This is a genomic window from Aquirufa echingensis (assembly GCF_042714525.1).
Taxonomy (GTDB): domain Bacteria; phylum Bacteroidota; class Bacteroidia; order Cytophagales; family Spirosomataceae; genus Aquirufa; species Aquirufa echingensis.
Map to the genome: position 1 here is coordinate 89897 of NZ_JBBKYA010000004.1, position 15607 is coordinate 105503.

15 protein-coding genes are annotated in these 15607 nt (G+C 42.3%); 4 read left to right on the forward strand and 11 right to left on the reverse strand.

The window, feature by feature from the left end:
- Positions 1–53: 53 nt before the first annotated feature.
- Together SKC38_RS08335 and SKC38_RS08340 are read right to left on the reverse strand one after the other, a co-directional pair.
- Entirely contained in the window at positions 54–302 is a 249-nt protein-coding gene (locus SKC38_RS08335) for a hypothetical protein (protein ID WP_377976676.1), read from the reverse strand.
- A 58-nt stretch (positions 303–360) separates the two neighbouring features.
- A complete protein-coding gene (locus SKC38_RS08340; RefSeq protein WP_377976677.1) occupies positions 361–2088 on the reverse strand; it encodes a M3 family oligoendopeptidase in 1728 nt (575 codons plus the stop codon).
- Positions 2089–2149: 61 nt separating this feature from the next.
- On the opposite strand from SKC38_RS08340, the gene SKC38_RS08345 reads away from it, so the two are divergent.
- Positions 2150–2971 (forward strand): aldo/keto reductase, encoded by an 822-nt coding sequence (locus tag SKC38_RS08345; RefSeq protein WP_377976678.1) that lies wholly within the window; start codon positions 2150–2152, stop codon positions 2969–2971.
- 102 nt (positions 2972–3073) lie between these two features.
- On the opposite strand, the gene SKC38_RS08350 is transcribed toward SKC38_RS08345, so the two are convergent.
- The 3 genes from SKC38_RS08350 to SKC38_RS08360 are packed head-to-tail and all read right to left on the reverse strand — an operon-like array spanning position 3074 to position 6357.
- On the reverse strand, positions 3074–4126 hold the full coding sequence (locus SKC38_RS08350; protein ID WP_377976679.1) for a 2Fe-2S iron-sulfur cluster-binding protein: 1053 nt from the start codon (positions 4124–4126) through the stop codon (positions 3074–3076).
- Between the two features lies 1 nt (position 4127).
- Positions 4128–5630, reverse strand: coding sequence for a glycoside hydrolase family 10-like protein (locus SKC38_RS08355; RefSeq protein ID WP_377976680.1), 1503 nt, complete (start codon positions 5628–5630; stop codon positions 4128–4130).
- A 31-nt stretch (positions 5631–5661) separates the two neighbouring features.
- Positions 5662–6357: a response regulator transcription factor gene (locus SKC38_RS08360; RefSeq protein ID WP_377976681.1), complete on the reverse strand. Its 696-nt coding sequence runs from the start codon at positions 6355–6357 to the stop codon at positions 5662–5664.
- Positions 6358–6459: 102 nt separating this feature from the next.
- On the opposite strand from SKC38_RS08360, the gene SKC38_RS08365 reads away from it, so the two are divergent.
- Positions 6460–7521, forward strand: a complete 1062-nt coding sequence (locus tag SKC38_RS08365; protein ID WP_377976682.1) for an AI-2E family transporter — start codon at positions 6460–6462, stop codon at positions 7519–7521.
- Here SKC38_RS08365 and SKC38_RS08370 read toward each other — a convergent pair.
- The 3 genes from SKC38_RS08370 to SKC38_RS08380 are packed head-to-tail and all read right to left on the reverse strand — an operon-like array spanning position 7507 to position 9929.
- Entirely contained in the window at positions 7507–8235 is a 729-nt protein-coding gene (locus SKC38_RS08370) for a LytR/AlgR family response regulator transcription factor (RefSeq protein WP_377976683.1), read from the reverse strand. The two genes, SKC38_RS08365 and SKC38_RS08370, sit on opposite strands and share 15 nt — an antisense overlap.
- A gap of 5 nt (positions 8236–8240) precedes the next feature.
- Positions 8241–9284: a sensor histidine kinase gene (locus SKC38_RS08375; RefSeq protein ID WP_377976684.1), complete on the reverse strand. Its 1044-nt coding sequence runs from the start codon at positions 9282–9284 to the stop codon at positions 8241–8243.
- A gap of 3 nt (positions 9285–9287) precedes the next feature.
- Positions 9288–9929, reverse strand: a complete 642-nt coding sequence (locus SKC38_RS08380; protein ID WP_377976685.1) for a histidine phosphatase family protein — start codon at positions 9927–9929, stop codon at positions 9288–9290.
- A 70-nt stretch (positions 9930–9999) separates the two neighbouring features.
- On the opposite strand from SKC38_RS08380, the gene SKC38_RS08385 reads away from it, so the two are divergent.
- Together SKC38_RS08385 and SKC38_RS08390 are read left to right on the forward strand one after the other, a co-directional pair.
- Positions 10000–10422 carry a hotdog fold thioesterase gene (locus tag SKC38_RS08385; protein ID WP_377976686.1) on the forward strand — a complete coding sequence of 141 codons (423 nt, stop codon included), beginning with the start codon at positions 10000–10002 and terminating at the stop codon, positions 10420–10422.
- Positions 10422–11531: a chorismate-binding protein gene (locus SKC38_RS08390; RefSeq protein ID WP_377976687.1), complete on the forward strand. Its 1110-nt coding sequence runs from the start codon at positions 10422–10424 to the stop codon at positions 11529–11531. The genes SKC38_RS08385 and SKC38_RS08390 overlap by 1 nt, the downstream gene beginning before the upstream one ends.
- Here the strand turns inward: SKC38_RS08390 and SKC38_RS08395 are convergent.
- Genes SKC38_RS08395 through ccsA form a run of 3 tightly spaced genes read right to left on the reverse strand, consistent with a single transcriptional unit; the run spans position 11515 to position 15606 of the window.
- Positions 11515–12840, reverse strand: a complete 1326-nt coding sequence (locus SKC38_RS08395; RefSeq protein ID WP_377976688.1) for a hemolysin family protein — start codon at positions 12838–12840, stop codon at positions 11515–11517. The genes SKC38_RS08390 and SKC38_RS08395 overlap by 17 nt on opposite strands.
- Before the next feature lies 1 nt (position 12841).
- A complete protein-coding gene (locus tag SKC38_RS08400; RefSeq protein WP_377976689.1) occupies positions 12842–13063 on the reverse strand; it encodes a hypothetical protein in 222 nt (73 codons plus the stop codon).
- Positions 13060–15606 carry a cytochrome c biogenesis protein CcsA gene (gene ccsA / locus SKC38_RS08405; RefSeq protein ID WP_377976690.1) on the reverse strand — a complete coding sequence of 849 codons (2547 nt, stop codon included), beginning with the start codon at positions 15604–15606 and terminating at the stop codon, positions 13060–13062. Before ccsA ends, SKC38_RS08400 begins: the two co-directional genes overlap by 4 nt.
- Between the last annotated feature and the right edge of the window lies 1 nt (position 15607).

A 15607-nucleotide genomic window follows, 5' to 3' on the forward strand; every position in this document is an offset into this window, starting at 1 on the left:
GCATAAAAAAAGCCAGTCATTGACTGGCTTTCTCTTCAACATTATATTGGTAATTAGTTTCCTTTCGAAATTTCTTTTCCTTGGAATAATTGCTCGCGAATTGCGTTAGCACGTACTTCTAATTCTGGTTTCGCTGTATACGTATTTTTAGTCTGAACGGCAGCTGAATCTGGGTGTACACCATAAACATATTCGTCACCTGCGTGCAAATCTTTTTGTTTGATGCGGTTGTTCTTTTGGTAATCACAAGCCGTAGCTACTAGCGCAATGGCAACAATTGGAAGTAGATTTTTTAATTTCATTGTTCTCTTTGGACAAAAATACGTTGCAAAAATAAGGCCAATTTTTGGTTTAAAAAAATTAGCTTTCTTCTAATTGATTAATTTTTTCAACTAGAAAATTCATCAACTCAGCGATGTAGGCTTGACTGAAGTTGAAGGAAATACCAGCTGTTGCATAAATTTCTTTCATCGGCTTGGTATAACCTAAGCTCAAGGCATCTAAATATTGATTCAACGCCTCGTTCGGGTTTTGGCAATAATTACGCCAAACGGCTAAGGCGCCCAATTGCGCAATCGCATATTCGATGTAGTAAAACGGCACCTCAAATAAATGTAATTGCTTCTGCCAAAGCTTCGCTTTTACTTGTTCAATGCCCGACCAATCCGTAATTGAATCAGAGAATGTCGAAAAGATGCGATCCCAGGCCTCACTCCGTTCTTCGGTGCTATGTGTTGGATTTTCATAAATCCAATGTTGGAAGGCATCTATCGTCGCCACCCACGGCAATGTATCTAATATGTCTTCCAAATGCTTAATTTTCGCTCGTTTGGCATCTTTCGGGTCTTGGAAATATTGGTCCCACTGATCCATCGTGATTAATTCCATGCTCATGGAAGCGAGTTCTGCGACTTCTGATGGGAAATTACGGAAGGCATTCAGGGCCAAATCTTTTGTCAAAATCGAATGTACGGCGTGCCCGCCTTCGTGTAGCAAGGTCACCATATCACGAACTTGACCTGCCGCATTCATGAAAATGAAAGGAAATCCACTTTCTTCCAATGGGTAATTGTATCCACCGGGATTTTTACCTTTCCTCGAGTCCAAATCAAAGCGATCTAATTTTACCATTTCCTTCAAACAGTCGCTTAAGAATGGATCGATGTTTTCGAATACCTGTATCGTTTTATCTAAAAGTTCCTGTCCCGTTTCAAAAGGTTTCAAGGGCTTGCGGCCGAGGACATCCACCGACTTATCCCAAGGTTTCAAGGCCTCGAGACCTAAGGTTTTTTTGCGTTTTTCGGCTTGATGGTTGATGATAGGAACAACGGTATTAGCTACTGCTGCATGAAATTCAAAGCAATCCGCCGGGCTGTAATCAAAGCGTCCAAGACTCGCAAAGGCATAATCTCGGTAATTTGCGAAGCCAGCATTTAATGCTACTTGATTTCGTTTTTCAACTAATTGCGTGAATAAGGCATCGAGTTTTTCTTGGATGGCTAAACGCGCGTCCGATACTTTTTTGTACACATCTTGTCGTTTGGCGCGATCGGTCGATTCTAAATAAGCATTGGCTTGTTGGAGTGTTTTTTCTTCTCCATCAATTTCCACCATTAAAGAACCTGTTGCCGTTCCATATTGTGTTTGCAGGTTTTGTAGTTCAGTAAATAAGGGAATGTTTTCTTCCCGAAAAATCTCGATGGATTTCTTCATGCCGCGCAACATAACCGCATAACCTGTTTCAGGAAGTTCGGAAACGAATGGACTCTCGGTTACTTTCTTATTCCAAGCATCATCAAAAACCGATGCGTTCGGCATGATCTCATTGACAAATTGCTGATAGCTTTGTTGGTGTGCCTCATTTTGATTGTCACAGGACATTTTTATGTAGCGCCAGGCGAAGTTTTCCGACAAATAACTTTCCAGTTCAGAACGGTTTTCACAAAACTGAATGAGGTCCGCTAAGGAGTTGATTTTCGTTTCGCTGAGTTGTTCGAAATAAGGCAAAACGCTTTCCCATGTGCTTAATTGAAAGTCTTGTGCGAGAAATTTTCGTTGGATGTTTTGGGCGGATACTTGTCGGGTCATGTGCTTAATTTTTTGTAAAAATACATCAAATTTGGCTAGCTTTAAATCTAATTTTAGCGATATGAATTTACAAATACCCTCCGTTCAATTAAACAATGAGATATCAATGCCAGCCTTGGGCTTGGGAGTCTATGCCCCAGAGCAACAACAGGAAGTTGGCCTAGCCGTTGAATCCGCCTTGTCTTTGGGCTATCGACTCATTGATGCTGCGGCAATTTATGGGAATGAAATTGAAGTAGGGCAGGCTTTAAAGCAAGCCGGAGTTCCTCGCAAGGAATTATTTATTACGAGCAAAGTATGGATGGATGATATGGGATATGATTCCACGATGCGTGCTTTTGAGAAGTCCTTGAAGGATTTGGCTTTGGATTATATGGATTTGTATTTGATTCATTGGCCGAAGGATCAGCATCGCAAAGAAACGTGGAAGGCTCTGGAATCGCTACATGAACAAGGTGTTGTGCATTCCATCGGGGTGTCGAATTATTACCAAAAGCATTTAGAGGAATTGTTTGTCTATGCACATGCTTGTCCAGCGGTGAATCAGATAGAGCTGAGTCCTTTTTGCTATTTGCCGGAGGAGCTTGCTTTTTGCAAGCAAAATAACATTCAAGTGGAGGGCTATGCGCCGGTGGTTCGTGGATTGAAAAAAGAACATCCGGTATTGGTTGATATCGCGCGAAAATGGTCTAAATCAACTTATCAAATTTTGATTCGTTGGGTCATTGAGCAAGGTGCCGTGACGATACCTAAGTCGATCAATCCGGAGCGGATGATTGAAAATGCGGAAGTCTTTGATTTTGCTTTGGATGCCGAAGATATGGCACGGTTGGCTGTCTTGTATGATAATACGCGGGTGGCATGGGATCCGCGGGATTTTTAATTCCACCTTACCTTTGGGTATCATCACTTACCTTTGGCAAACCTTGGAGGATTGCCAAAGGTAGTAAGAAAAAAGGGGCTTGCGCCCCTTAAAACTGATAATTTAATCGAGGTCAATCACCACACCGTCGCTCGTTGGATGTGCCACGCATGTTAAGACATAACCTTTGGCAATTTCACCGGCAGTCAAACCATCTTCTTCATCCATTACGACGTTACCTGATTTACATAGACCCATGCAAGCCGTGCACATACCCGCCTGGCAAGAATAGGGGATATCTAAATCTGCTTCAAGTGCAGCTTCTAAAATTGTTTCATGCGGCTGAACTGTCACCTGATGTTCTTTTCCTTCGTAGATCAACGTGATTTCATGTGCTACATCGTTGTCGGACGCCGCGGTCTCCACCGAAGGCGCGGAATTGAATAGCTCTTTATGAATTTGGCTACTAGGCACTTCGAAAATCCCCAAAGCTCTTTGCACTTCTTCCATCATTTCAAGTGGTCCGCACAAATAATAATGTGCCTTGGCGATGTCGATGCCTAATTCTTGTTTCAAATAATATACCGTAGACGCCTGATTAATTCGCCCTTTTAATCCGGGCCAATTTGCTGCCGGTTGGCTAATCACATGTAAAACCGTAAATCGGTCAGCATAATCCTTCTCCAAAACATCTAGTTGTTTTTTGAAGATGATTTGATCTTCATGGCGCGATCCATAAATCAAGTGAATTTTTGATTTAGGCTCTTTGTGCAAAAGCGTTTTGATCATGGACATCAGCGGCGTAACCCCTGATCCTGCCCCCACAAATACATAGTTTTTGGTGGCATCCGCATCCGGCTCAATCACAAAATTCCCCATGGGTTCGATCACCTCGAGACTATCCCCGACCTTCACGTTGTCACATAAAAAATTAGAGACCAATCCACCCGCAATGCGTTTTACCGTAATTGCTGGGGACATATCCGTCGCAGGAGAAGACGAAAGCGAATAACTTCTGCGCGGTTTTTCGCCAGCGATGTTGGGAATGACCGTTAAAAATTGACCTGCCAAGTAATGCAAGGTATCATGGATGGGATGCCAAAAATGAATGGTTTTCGTATCCGACGTTTCCTCCGTGATGTCTTTGACAGTTAAATGTAAAAATCGTAAGCTCATATTAATTGGAATTAGGAACGATCCATTGAATAGTACCGGCGGGTGATTCGTTGTGTAAGCGATCAAATGCCGTTACAACAAATCCGTGGCCGGATTGCATTTCAGATGGGTCAATCAAATATTCTGTTTTTTGTCCTTTGTAAATAATGTTTGCTGCATTTTGAATGCCGCGAATTCCCTCAGTCCGATGAATCCGATAAACGACATAATAGGCGGCTGGGTCTTTGTCAAGACTGGGTTCGCCTGCTTGCCAGCGCATCGTCCATTTTCCCGATTGCTTTAATAAGGAAACTTTATGCGGTGCGGTCGGTGGAATGCTATCAATCCAGGGCATCGGAGGAACTAATGCCATGTGTTTGAAATGGGTGCTCCTTAACGTGTCACGCCAACCTTTGGCATTATTCGTTAATTGACTCGAACTAAAAAAGATAGATCCTTTCACCTGGTCTAAACTGCGCGCCTGTGTTAATTGTTTCGATAATTCGGCGGCATTCCATTGGTCATTGAGGTGGTATGCGGCGTGTCCAATGTACACGGGTTTCCCATAACCATGCTCACTCCACCATTTCGCTAAGGGCCCAAATGTTGCCACCCGATGCGTTGTCCCCCAATATAATTGAGGTGCCAAATAATCCAGCCAACCCGATTTAGTCCATTTTTCTGTGTCGGCAAAAAGGTCGTCATAGGACTGCAATCCCCGACTCGTTGGCGATCCATATTCCGGATCTGAACTTTTATGTCGCCAAATACCAAATGGGCTAATGCCAAATTTTACCCGCGGATTCACGGATTTAATAGTCGACGAAATCTCTTCAATCAATAAATTAATATTCCGACGGCGCCAGTCGGCCAAACTTTCATTCGGCAATTTGTATTGTGCATAAGCCTCATCATCATTAAAATGAGCTCCTTTGATTGGATAAGGGTAGAAATAATCATCGAAATGAATGCCATCCACATCGTATTCTTGCACGATGTTTTTGACCACTTGGGTAATGTAGTGGCGTACTGCCGGAATTCCGAAATTGAATAAATGTTGGTTATTGTAAATCACCATCCACTCAGGATGCTTTCGAACGATGTGATTAGCGGCCAGTAAATTCTTGGTAGACATACTCGCCCGGTTCATATTCAACCACGCATGAAATTCGATCCCTCGCGCATGGGATTCCTGAATCATGAAGGCCAAAGGGTCGTAATTCGGCTTGGGTGCTTGCCCTTGCAGGCCGGATAAATAGGCCGACCAAGGTTCCTCGCTTTTCGAATAGAGTGCGTCAGCAGCGGTACGAACTTGGACAAAAAGGGCGTTGATGCCTGTTTGTTGGTGCGAATTCAGCATATCAAGAAATTCTTCTTGTTGCTTGATTGCATTATAATTCCGGGGACTAGGCCAATCGATGTTTTGAACGGTGGCAATCCATACGCCGCGTAGTTCGCGTTTGGGATATTGACCGTGCAAGGTAAAACTTGCCAATAAACATAAAAGGATAAGCCGACTTGTCATGAAGCCGCAATTTACCGAAAATAGACGAAATTTAGGCCTTCTCAATCGAGAATAAATACCCGACTCCCTTCAAGGTTTTGATATAATGTTCCGGAATTTTTTCGCGCAATTTACGGATGTGGACGTCTACGGTACGTTCAACAACATATACGTCAGCACCCCAGACTTTTTCTAATAATTCATCCCTGTTGAAAACTTTGTTCGGGTTTTTAGCAAGATAAGAGAGTAGTTCAAATTCTTTTTTGGGAAGTATCAATGCACGTCCTTCAAATGTCGCAGCATATTGGGTGCGGTTAATTACTAAGCCGCCTATTTCAATGATATCTTGTGTTTCCTCGGTGGTTTCACGCTTTAACAAGGCATTGATACGACTAACTAAGGCACGCGGTTTAATCGGCTTGATGATGTAATCATGCGCCCCTGCATCAAATGCTGCAACTTCTGTGAACTCTTCGCCACGGGCTGTTAAAAACAAAATCAAGGTGTTTTTCAGCTCGGGCATCAATTTCATTTTGCGCGCGGTCTCGATACCATCCATGACAGGCATCATGACATCCATGATGATTAAAGCAGGTTTGAAAACCTGGGCGATCTCCAATGCCTCCTTGCCATCATAGGCCTTTGCTAATTGGTAGTTTTCTTTTGCTAAATTGTATTCCAATAGCTCAAGAATATCCGGATCGTCGTCGACCAATAAAATTTTCGCTTGATTTAGCGTTTTACTCATGGTTTTAGCGCGTTGGATGTTTAATGATGCCGCAAAGATAGATAGGTCTAAGTTACTAAATTGTTAAATTTTACGTAATTTGAAATACATTTAATTTAAAACATGCCTAAAGATACTGCATATCCCGTTCGTTTAGCCGCTGTGTTAATCAGCATATCGCTTGTCGTTTTAGGCTTGTATTTACTGCAAGATCTCCTCATTCTTCTATCGTTTTCCATGATTTTGGCAATGCTTGTATTGCCCGTATGTACTTGGTTGGAATCAAAAGGCATTGCGCGCGCACTAGCCATTTCGCTTTGTCTTTTAATCATGTTCGCCTTTATTGGACTTCTTCTTTTACTTTTGGTAGGTCAAATTGCCGAATTTGCTAGCGATTGGCCCATGTTTATCCGCAAGGCTGAAAAGTGGGTGGCAGGCTTACAAAGTTTCCTCTCACACAACCTAAATATCTCTCGGAAAAAACAAATGGTAGAGATGAGTAATCAAACTATCAATGTGCTAAAAAATTCCGGAGATATTATCACAACGACATTTGGTACGGTGATTCATGGGGTGACGACACTCATCATTGTTCCTATTTTTGTATTCTTCTTTCTGTATTACCGACAGTTTTTTGCTGATTTTTTAGCGCGAGTGTTTCCTACCACAAATCGTGAAGTTCTCCATGGTATTATGCAAAAAACAGGTACGGTTGTTCAGAGTTACCTCGTAGGACTATTAGCCGTGATGTTGATTGTCTCCCTACTTTGCATTGCAGGATTTTGGTGGATAGGTGTGGATTATTTTATGTTCTTTGGTTGCTTGACTGGAATTTTGTTATTGATCCCCTATATTGGAATTTGGATTGGAGCATGCTTACCAATCATTTTGACATTGGGAAGTTTAGGGCCAAATTATGCCTTAGGGGTGATCGCTTGGGTAGCTGCGGTACAATTTGTGGAAGCTAATTTCATCACGCCATTAGTGATTGGATCTAAAGTTAGTATCAATCCGATGGTTGCTATGTTGGCATTATTAGCCGGCGAAATGATTTGGGGAATTCCGGGTTTGATTTTAGCACTTCCCCTAACAGCGATTCTGAAAGTTATATTTGATCATGTGCCTGCGTTAGAAGCTTATGGGTTTTTATTAGGCGAAGCGCCCAAACGATCAAAGCGAGAGTAATTCCTTAAAACGTATCGACTGACGTCTAGAGATTTCAATTTTTTCTCCTTTCCCAGACAAAGTCACTTGTAAGCCTCCTGAAAACCAGGGTTCGATTTTATCAATGTAATTCAAATTGATAATGTGCTTGCGATTTGCTCGGAAGAATACTTTAGGATCCAAACGCTCCTCGAGTGCATTTAAGGATTTTAGCACCAAAGGCTTTTGGTCATCAAAAAACAAACGAACATAATTTCCCATCGATTCGCATAAACGCACACGATCCAAACGAACAAACCAACAACGTTCCCCGTCTTTCACGAATATCTGATCTTGAGCACCTAACACATGATTAGGTGTTGCGACCGAACTAGCTTGGCGAATTTGACGCTTGTCTAATTTTTGGATACTCTCACTTAGTCGGGAAAGCTCAATGGGTTTCAGCACGTAATCTAACGCGTTCACCTCAAATGCTTTTAACGCATATTCATCAAAAGCGGTTGTGAAAATGACTTCGGGTAGGTAGCCGTCCCAACTTTCCAACCATTCAAAACCTGTTTTACCTGGCATTTGAATATCAAGAAATAAAACATCGGGCTGCATGGTTTCCAATAAAGCGGCCGCTTCATCGGTATTTGAGGCTTCGGCAATAACCTCGATATGCGGAAAGTTTTCCAATAAGCGTTTCAATTCATTGCGCGCTAAACGCTCGTCGTCTACGATGATTGCTTTCATAAATCTTAAATTTCCTCAAGATAGGGCAATGTCACAATTGCGCACACTTGATTTTTGTTTAGTGGTTGAAGTTCGATTTGAGCGGTTTTGCCGTATAATAAGTTCAAGCGATTTTGTGAATTTATTAGACCAACTCCCTCGTCTGATTCTTTACCTGGCTTGAGATGTCCCGGATTTATGACAGAAATTTGAATAAGATCTTCCATTCTTTGGGCGGATATTTCAATGGTTCCGCCTTTAACAGACCGAGATATGCCGTGCTTGATTCCATTTTCAACTAATGTCTGCAGCAACATCGGTGGAATTTGTGCTTTATGACAAGTGGGTTCGATGCTTAATTTCCAATCCAAGCGGTCTTCGTAACGGATTTTTTCTAAGGCGAGGTAGTCGGTAATCGTATCAAGCTCCTCGAGTAAGGATATTGTTTTTTTACGTTCGGTCAACAAAGAACTTCGTAATAACTTCGATAATTGGTTGATGCCTTTTTTTGCTTTTTGCGGATCCTCGGTAATCAATGCGCGAACACTGTTTAATGCATTAAATACAAAATGTGGATTCATCTGTGCACGCAAAACTTTTCCCTCTGTTTCCAAAATTGCCCGTTCTAATTGGTCGTTCTCCCGTTCCATTTCCAATCGCTTGTTGGAGTACTGAAAAAAGAAATAAATCAACGCCCAAATCGCCAGCGGCTTTACAAAATTGAAAAATATCTGAATAATGATAAATGGGCTTAAGCTTACCTCATAATTTTCTTGTAACAAGAGGTAGTCCAAAGGAATGTTGAGCGCCATCAATAGCAATGCCATGACGACAAGGGCCAACAAATTCAGTTGGAGCATACGCCACAAGTTCTTGTCCTGCCATCGAAAACGTTTGGTGATTCGTCGGTATTGGTGGGTTAAAAAAATGGCTAAGGCGATGTTTGCCAACGAAGAAAATATCCACGCCCATTTCCATCCATATTGATTCGTGTAAAGCAAAGCCTCATTCAGCGCCCAGGCAAACCAGCCAAAACATTGCAAGGTCCAATACAGGCGCTGTCTTTTCATAATTTACATGCAATCAGGCAATCCTTGTAAATGGGCTGTATGATTCGCTTTGATGACGTTGAATTTCTGAGTTTGGTAATCGTATTGTAAGTGGTACAGACACAGGTTTTGGTGGCCAAAGGTGTCCATGTCATGTAGTGGTTTTTCGAATAAATGCGTGAGCAACACCCGCATCGCCCGACCGTGCATCGCGATTAAAATATTACGTTCCTCGGGTCTAGAAAGAATTAATTCCACGACAGGTTTTTGCTTTTCGAGCACATCGATGGGACTTTCGCCTTCTTCAGATGGAACATCTACTTGACCTTCCCGCCATGTGCGAACAAGCGTTCTATAATATTGGTCATCATCATTATTCGGCGTACGGCCTTCGCGAATTCCCCACGAGATTTCATTAAGACCTGCATGTTGCTCCCAGGGTAAGCCTTTTTCGATAAAGCCTTTAACGGATTGATGGGTACGCTTGAGAGCCGAAGTGTATATTTTGTCGAGAGGTAAATCCTGATAATGTTCAAAAAACGCTTGGGCTTGTTGTTGGCCTAATGCATTCAAATCGGCATCGATTCCACTTCCTTGCACCACCCCCATGCGGTTGTAGTCGGTTTCCCCATGGCGAATCAGGTAAATGTCTTTGATGCTATGCATATTAATTGATTGAATTGAGATTTATTTCGCCAAATAATTGCGAATTTTACGCCACAAAAATACAAATTATATGTTTAATACTTCCATCAGTATCGACGAGATCAACGCATGGAGCCGCGGCAACATGATTGAGCATTTGGGAATTGAGTTTACGGAAATCACGCCGGAGTTTCTTAAGGCCAAAATGCCTGTAGATCATCGTACAAAACAGCCCTTTGGTTTACTACATGGTGGAGCTTCTGTTGTTCTTGCAGAGTCGATGGGGAGTATTGCAGCTTTATTGGCAGTTCCCGACATGCATCAATACAAAGGTGTGGGGGTTGAAATTAATGCCAATCATCTGAAGTCGGCACGTAGTGGTTATGTCTTCGGGACTTGTACTCCCTTGCGCATTGGAAAAACCTTACACGTGTATGAAATTAAAATTCACGATGAAACTGAACAATTAATCTGCGCGAGTCGTTTAACAGTAGCTATCTTGAAAGTAGATTAATGTTGAATAACTTGGCTGATTGGAAAGAGATTTGGGCGCAGGCTCCTGCTGAAGGGATTGCGCTTGCCATGTGGCGCCTTCCGAATCAAATCCAACAAGTTTTATTGCAAGATGTTCGTGGAGGCGTTCGGACCGATTCGGATCAATTGGAGCATTTAGGCCCTGGCTTTTTAGTTGGACCTTTTGTAGGCCAGCCTTATTTTTTGCAAGCGTCTTCTCTATTGTACAAATCAATGTCAACGCAAACATTGAATAAACCCTTACAGAACTCGAGTAAGGAGGATATCGCACAGAAGAATTTATTCAAGGCACAGGTTGCTCAGTCTGTGGTACAAATCAAACAGGGACAATTTCAAAAGGTTGTTTTGTCGCGAATCGATTTACAGGAATTAGCAGCTGATTTTGACTTATGCGATGCCTTTGAACGCCTTTGTCAGATGTATCCTACGGCTTTTGTGGCGGCAATTTATTTGCCTGAACTACAAAACGTTTGGCTTTGTGCAACACCTGAAACCTTGGTTTCACAGGATTCGGAAGGAATTTTTCGGACGATATCCTTGGCTGGAACCCAATCAGGACTTGATGCGGCAGGGAATTTATTGTCGCCTTCAGAAGCGCGCTGGTCTCAAAAAGAAATCGAGGAGCAGGCTTATGTGAGTCGCTATATCATCGAGTGTTTTAAGAAGATTCGTCTGCGCGAATACATTGAGAATGGCCCTAAAACGGTGCTGGCAGGAAATTTGATGCATTTGAAAACGGAATATTCTGTTGATACGTTGACACAAAATTATCCGGGTTTGATTACCCAAATGTTGGGTTTATTACATCCTACCTCCGCAGTATGTGGTACGCCAAAAGAGGCAGCTTTGTACTGGATTCTACAGACAGAAAAACATGATCGTTCCTTGTATAGCGGATATTTAGGGCCGATTAATTTGGCATCTGAAACGCATTTATTTGTGAACTTGCGTACGGTGCAAATTTCGGGTAATCAGGCTTGTTACTTTGCAGGCTGCGGAATTACCGAAGATTCAGATCCTGAAAAAGAATGGCAAGAAACACAAATGAAGTGTCAAACACTTCAGCGTGTCATTAATGCTTCCCTTTAATCTCCTCCTTCTGCGTGATTTTTCCGGTAATGATTACCTTAACGGTGTCGATACGTGCATCGGTTACCGTCAAAATTTGGAATTGAAAAGGACTTAAAATGATTGTTTCATTCGCTTCTGGAATGTCTTCGTAGAGGCTAATCAACATCCCGCCTAAGGTCTCGTAATCTCCTTCAGGTAGGTTCCATTCGTATTTTTCGTTCAGGTAATCGATCTCATGCCTACCGGACAAAACGTAAGTGTTCTCATCCAATTGTTTTTCAATCCAATCTTCAGAATCATCGTATTCGTCTTGAATTTCGCCAAAGATTTGTTCCATGACATCTTCCATACTAACCAATCCCGATGTGCTGCCAAACTCATCCACGACAATTGCCAGGGATTTACGCTCTTTAGAGAATTTAATCATCAAATCATTCGCAGGCATCGCCTCAGGAACAATCGGGATAGGGGTCAAGATAGATTGTAAATCCTTCGGTTTTTTAAAGAGCGCTAAGGAATGACAATAGCCAATAACTTCTTCCAAGGTTTCCTTGTAAACGAGCACTTTCGAATGACCACTTTCAATGAATGTTTTGGTCAATCCTTCGATGCCTTCCTCCAATTCGACCGCTGTAATTTCCGTACGAGGAATCATGCAATCGCGGACTTTGACCTGTTTAAACTCTAAAGCATTGTGGAAGATTTTCGTGTCTACCTCGTTTTCCTCTTCGGTTGAAACCTTGCGATTTAAATTTTGGAGGTAATGATTTAAATCTGTTAGCCCAAAAGCCGGCTTTTCTTCCGAATAAGTGAGGCGAAGCACTTTGGTAATAAACCATTTGGATAGACCCACCGTTAGCCAAACCAAGGGAAACATCAGGGTGTGAATGATCCAAATGGGGATGGCTAGGAATTCCAAAATGGCATCAGGATTAATCAAGAAGATGCTTTTCGGCGTAAACTCGGACGTCGTTAGAATTAATATGGTGGCAAGGACAGATGCCAGCAAACGTGCAAATAATTCATTTTGAATCAGGGGAATGTTCGCAAGAATCAGATGATGCAAATACTCTTCCATGAAGATACCATAAGCAACAAGCGATAATGTGTTGCCAATTAACATGGTACCAATGAAACGGGATGGCGTTTTGTTGAAATGCGAGATAATTTTCGCACTCAAAATATCTTGTTTCGCCTTTAACTCGAAATATAATTTGTTGGAAGAAACGAATGCCATTTCCACGCCAGAAAAGAAGGCGGAAAAAACCATGGAAGTAATGATTCCAATGATTTGGGCACTCTGAATGGTATATTCGGGGTCGGGCATATTAATTCTTTTTGTTCTTGTCTTCTTTGGATATTCGCTCGTTGCGCGCGAATTGATAGTAAAAAAGACATCCCACGGCAAACATGAGCCAACTGTAATGATAGCCAATTTCTTGCCAAAATAGTCCTTGGATTTCCTTTGGAGTAGGCGAATTTAAATCCAAGATCCAAATTAAAAGGAAACCAACGGCAATAAATAAACTTAGTTTTTCCTTGCGGCTCATGAGGCAATCGGTTTTTCTGTTCGACGGAAGGTTGCGATGAATAGACCAATAAAGATCATGATTGATCCAATCCAAACCAAATTTATGTAAGGTTTTTCGAGGGCCTTAATGATGATCAAATCTTGTTGGGTCGTATTCACCGCAAAACTAAATTGTTGTGTTTTTGGATTAATCGTCGTGAATTTAATCTTGATTCCTGTTTCCTCGCTTTCGTAGGCTGGCATCGCTACCATTCCATCTTTGATAATGAACGTGGGTTTCAATTCGAATTTTTGATCATTTTTCCCAAGCACAAGGAAGTTGGCTTGCACTGCAGCATCATTTGGCCCAAATTCAAAACCTTCTAGTTTTGTTACTCGGCTTACATCTTTAAGCACTGCGACGAAGTCATTCAAAAATAAGGTATCGCCAACCATAACCGTAGAGTTCACCGTTTGACTCCATTGTTTTTCTTCGCCGGCTTCCGCTGCTAAGCGGGGATCTAAGGAAACATAGGTGTAAATATCGTGGCTAAATGCATGCTTGATGTCAGGCGAAATAGCTGTTCCCATCTTGGGATTCACTTGCCAGCGCGGGAACAACGAAACGGCTTTTCCTTCTGCATTCTTGAATTCCAATTCGTAATAATTGTTTTCAGGTTCCACGGTGACCGTATCGCCTTTTTTCGCAATGGATTCGCCGTTTACTGCTACGTCTCTTAAGGCAACAGCATGAAAATCGCCTTCAATGATTTCGAAATCTTTCTTATTGTAATACCCAGGTTTGCCACGTAAGGCAATCTTACGGCCTTTATAAGTTACTAGGTAATCTTGCATTTGGGCGCCTTGACCGAGCCACAATGGAAGATTCTCTTTGTTTTCTTTGTTGTCGTCTTTCGTGAATTGTTCTACTTTATTGGAAATAGCAAAGCCTGATCGGTTCAGCGATACGACCTTGGAATAGCCAGATGAGAACAGAATACCGATCAACATGACAGCTAATCCCACGTGCGAAAGTGCGCCCCCAGCAATGGAAACTTTTTGACGTGCCAAAAACCATAAAATACTTGCGTTTGCGTAAACCGAAAACAGGCTCGACCACAACAAAACGATGTAGGAAAGGGTAAATATTTTACCCAGATTAACGAATAAAACAGTCAATAATGTTGAAACGAGAACAGAATTCCAAAGGGCTTTCCATTGGTTTTTGTCTTTAATCTTTCCCCACCAAACGAATTGGCCTATCGCACTCAAAATGGCCACGCCAATGAATATCCAAATTTGAATTTTGCTGTAGTGTTCAACCTGGTCTGCCGGAAGCGCTATGTTAGAAACTAGACCAAAGGCCTCCGCAATTTTATTGTAAACAGGTATCGAAGTCGTAAAGGTTAATTGGAAAGCCGAAAGTCCCAAGACGGAAGCTCCCACGAAAATCCAAAACTCACGCGAATAGATACCCATTTCTTTCTCATCCGTTGGTAAGTCTTTCCAGCGATACCACGCTAATGCGATTGCGCCCACGAGGAATGTTCCCATGTAAAGCAATAACTGGCCAGATAGACCTAAGTCGGTGAATGAGTGTACCGACGCGTTTCCTAGTATACCGGAACGGTTTAGGAAGGTCGAGTAAAGTACCAAGATAAATGTGGTAATCACTAAGATGATCGACGTTTTTAACGCTGAACTTGAATTGCGGTATGCAATCATCGTGTGGATAGCACCGATCCAAACCAACCAAGGTACAAAAGATGCATTTTCCACCGGATCCCAATTCCAGTACCCGCCGAAATTCAAGGTTTCATACGCCCAATACGCACCCATCATGATGCCTACGCCCAATACACCACCCCCAAAGAGTGACCAAGGCAAAGCAGGAGTTATCCATTCCGTTAATTGCTTTTTCCAAAGACCAGCGATCAAAAATGCAAAAGGAACCAATGTTAAGGCAAATCCTAAGAATAGGGTAGGTGGATGGATAACCATCCAGTAATTCTGTAATAATGGATTTAATCCCCGACCATCCGCTGGAATAAAGTTGGGCTGCATGCTCCAAACCGGCAAATCAGGTTGGGCTTCACGCAGTAATAAGAAAGGCGATGAGCCAATCTTTAATTCAATGCCTGGAATAATGACACCTAAAATCATGGATGTCAAGAATGTTTGTACAAGGGCAAAAACCGTCATGACTGGGCTTTCCCATTTGGGATTGCGGAACATGAGCAAAACACCTAATAAGGCTTGCCAGAATATCCAAAGCAAAAATGAGCCCTCTTGTCCTTCCCAAAAACAGGAAACAATATAAGCGATCGGTAAGGCCTTCGACGCATGTGAAAAGGCGTAATGGTATTCGAAATAGTGGTTGTAAATAATGATATACAAGGTCGTTGCAACCGCGATGACAGCAGCTAAATGTACGATGAATAAGGTACGAGCTGTTTGACGCCAATCGTTTGCCACCGAAGCTTCTTGGCTAGAACGGAAATAGGCGTAAGTTGCCAATAAGGCGGTTACGAAGGAAACAATGATGAGCGCATGCCCTACTTGTCCAATAGTTTCGTGTATCATA

Bases quoted from the DNA above. Each gene is read 5' to 3' on its own strand.
- SKC38_RS08335 (WP_377976676.1), bottom strand. From the start codon at position 302: ATGAAATTAAAAAATCTACTTCCAATTGTTGCCATTGCGCTAGTAGCT.
- SKC38_RS08340 (WP_377976677.1), bottom strand. From the start codon at position 2,088: ATGACCCGACAAGTATCCGCCCAAAACATCCAACGAAAATTTCTCGCA.
- SKC38_RS08345 (WP_377976678.1), top strand. From the start codon at position 2,150: ATGAATTTACAAATACCCTCCGTTCAATTAAACAATGAGATATCAATG.
- SKC38_RS08350 (WP_377976679.1), bottom strand. From the start codon at position 4,126: ATGAGCTTACGATTTTTACATTTAACTGTCAAAGACATCACGGAGGAA.
- SKC38_RS08355 (WP_377976680.1), bottom strand. From the start codon at position 5,630: ATGACAAGTCGGCTTATCCTTTTATGTTTATTGGCAAGTTTTACCTTG.
- SKC38_RS08360 (WP_377976681.1), bottom strand. From the start codon at position 6,357: ATGAGTAAAACGCTAAATCAAGCGAAAATTTTATTGGTCGACGACGAT.
- SKC38_RS08365 (WP_377976682.1), top strand. From the start codon at position 6,460: ATGCCTAAAGATACTGCATATCCCGTTCGTTTAGCCGCTGTGTTAATC.
- SKC38_RS08370 (WP_377976683.1), bottom strand. From the start codon at position 8,235: ATGAAAGCAATCATCGTAGACGACGAGCGTTTAGCGCGCAATGAATTG.
- SKC38_RS08375 (WP_377976684.1), bottom strand. From the start codon at position 9,284: ATGAAAAGACAGCGCCTGTATTGGACCTTGCAATGTTTTGGCTGGTTT.
- SKC38_RS08380 (WP_377976685.1), bottom strand. From the start codon at position 9,929: ATGCATAGCATCAAAGACATTTACCTGATTCGCCATGGGGAAACCGAC.
- SKC38_RS08385 (WP_377976686.1), top strand. From the start codon at position 10,000: ATGTTTAATACTTCCATCAGTATCGACGAGATCAACGCATGGAGCCGC.
- SKC38_RS08390 (WP_377976687.1), top strand. From the start codon at position 10,422: ATGTTGAATAACTTGGCTGATTGGAAAGAGATTTGGGCGCAGGCTCCT.
- SKC38_RS08395 (WP_377976688.1), bottom strand. From the start codon at position 12,840: ATGCCCGACCCCGAATATACCATTCAGAGTGCCCAAATCATTGGAATC.
- SKC38_RS08400 (WP_377976689.1), bottom strand. From the start codon at position 13,063: ATGAGCCGCAAGGAAAAACTAAGTTTATTTATTGCCGTTGGTTTCCTT.
- ccsA (WP_377976690.1), bottom strand. From the start codon at position 15,606: ATGATACACGAAACTATTGGACAAGTAGGGCATGCGCTCATCATTGTT.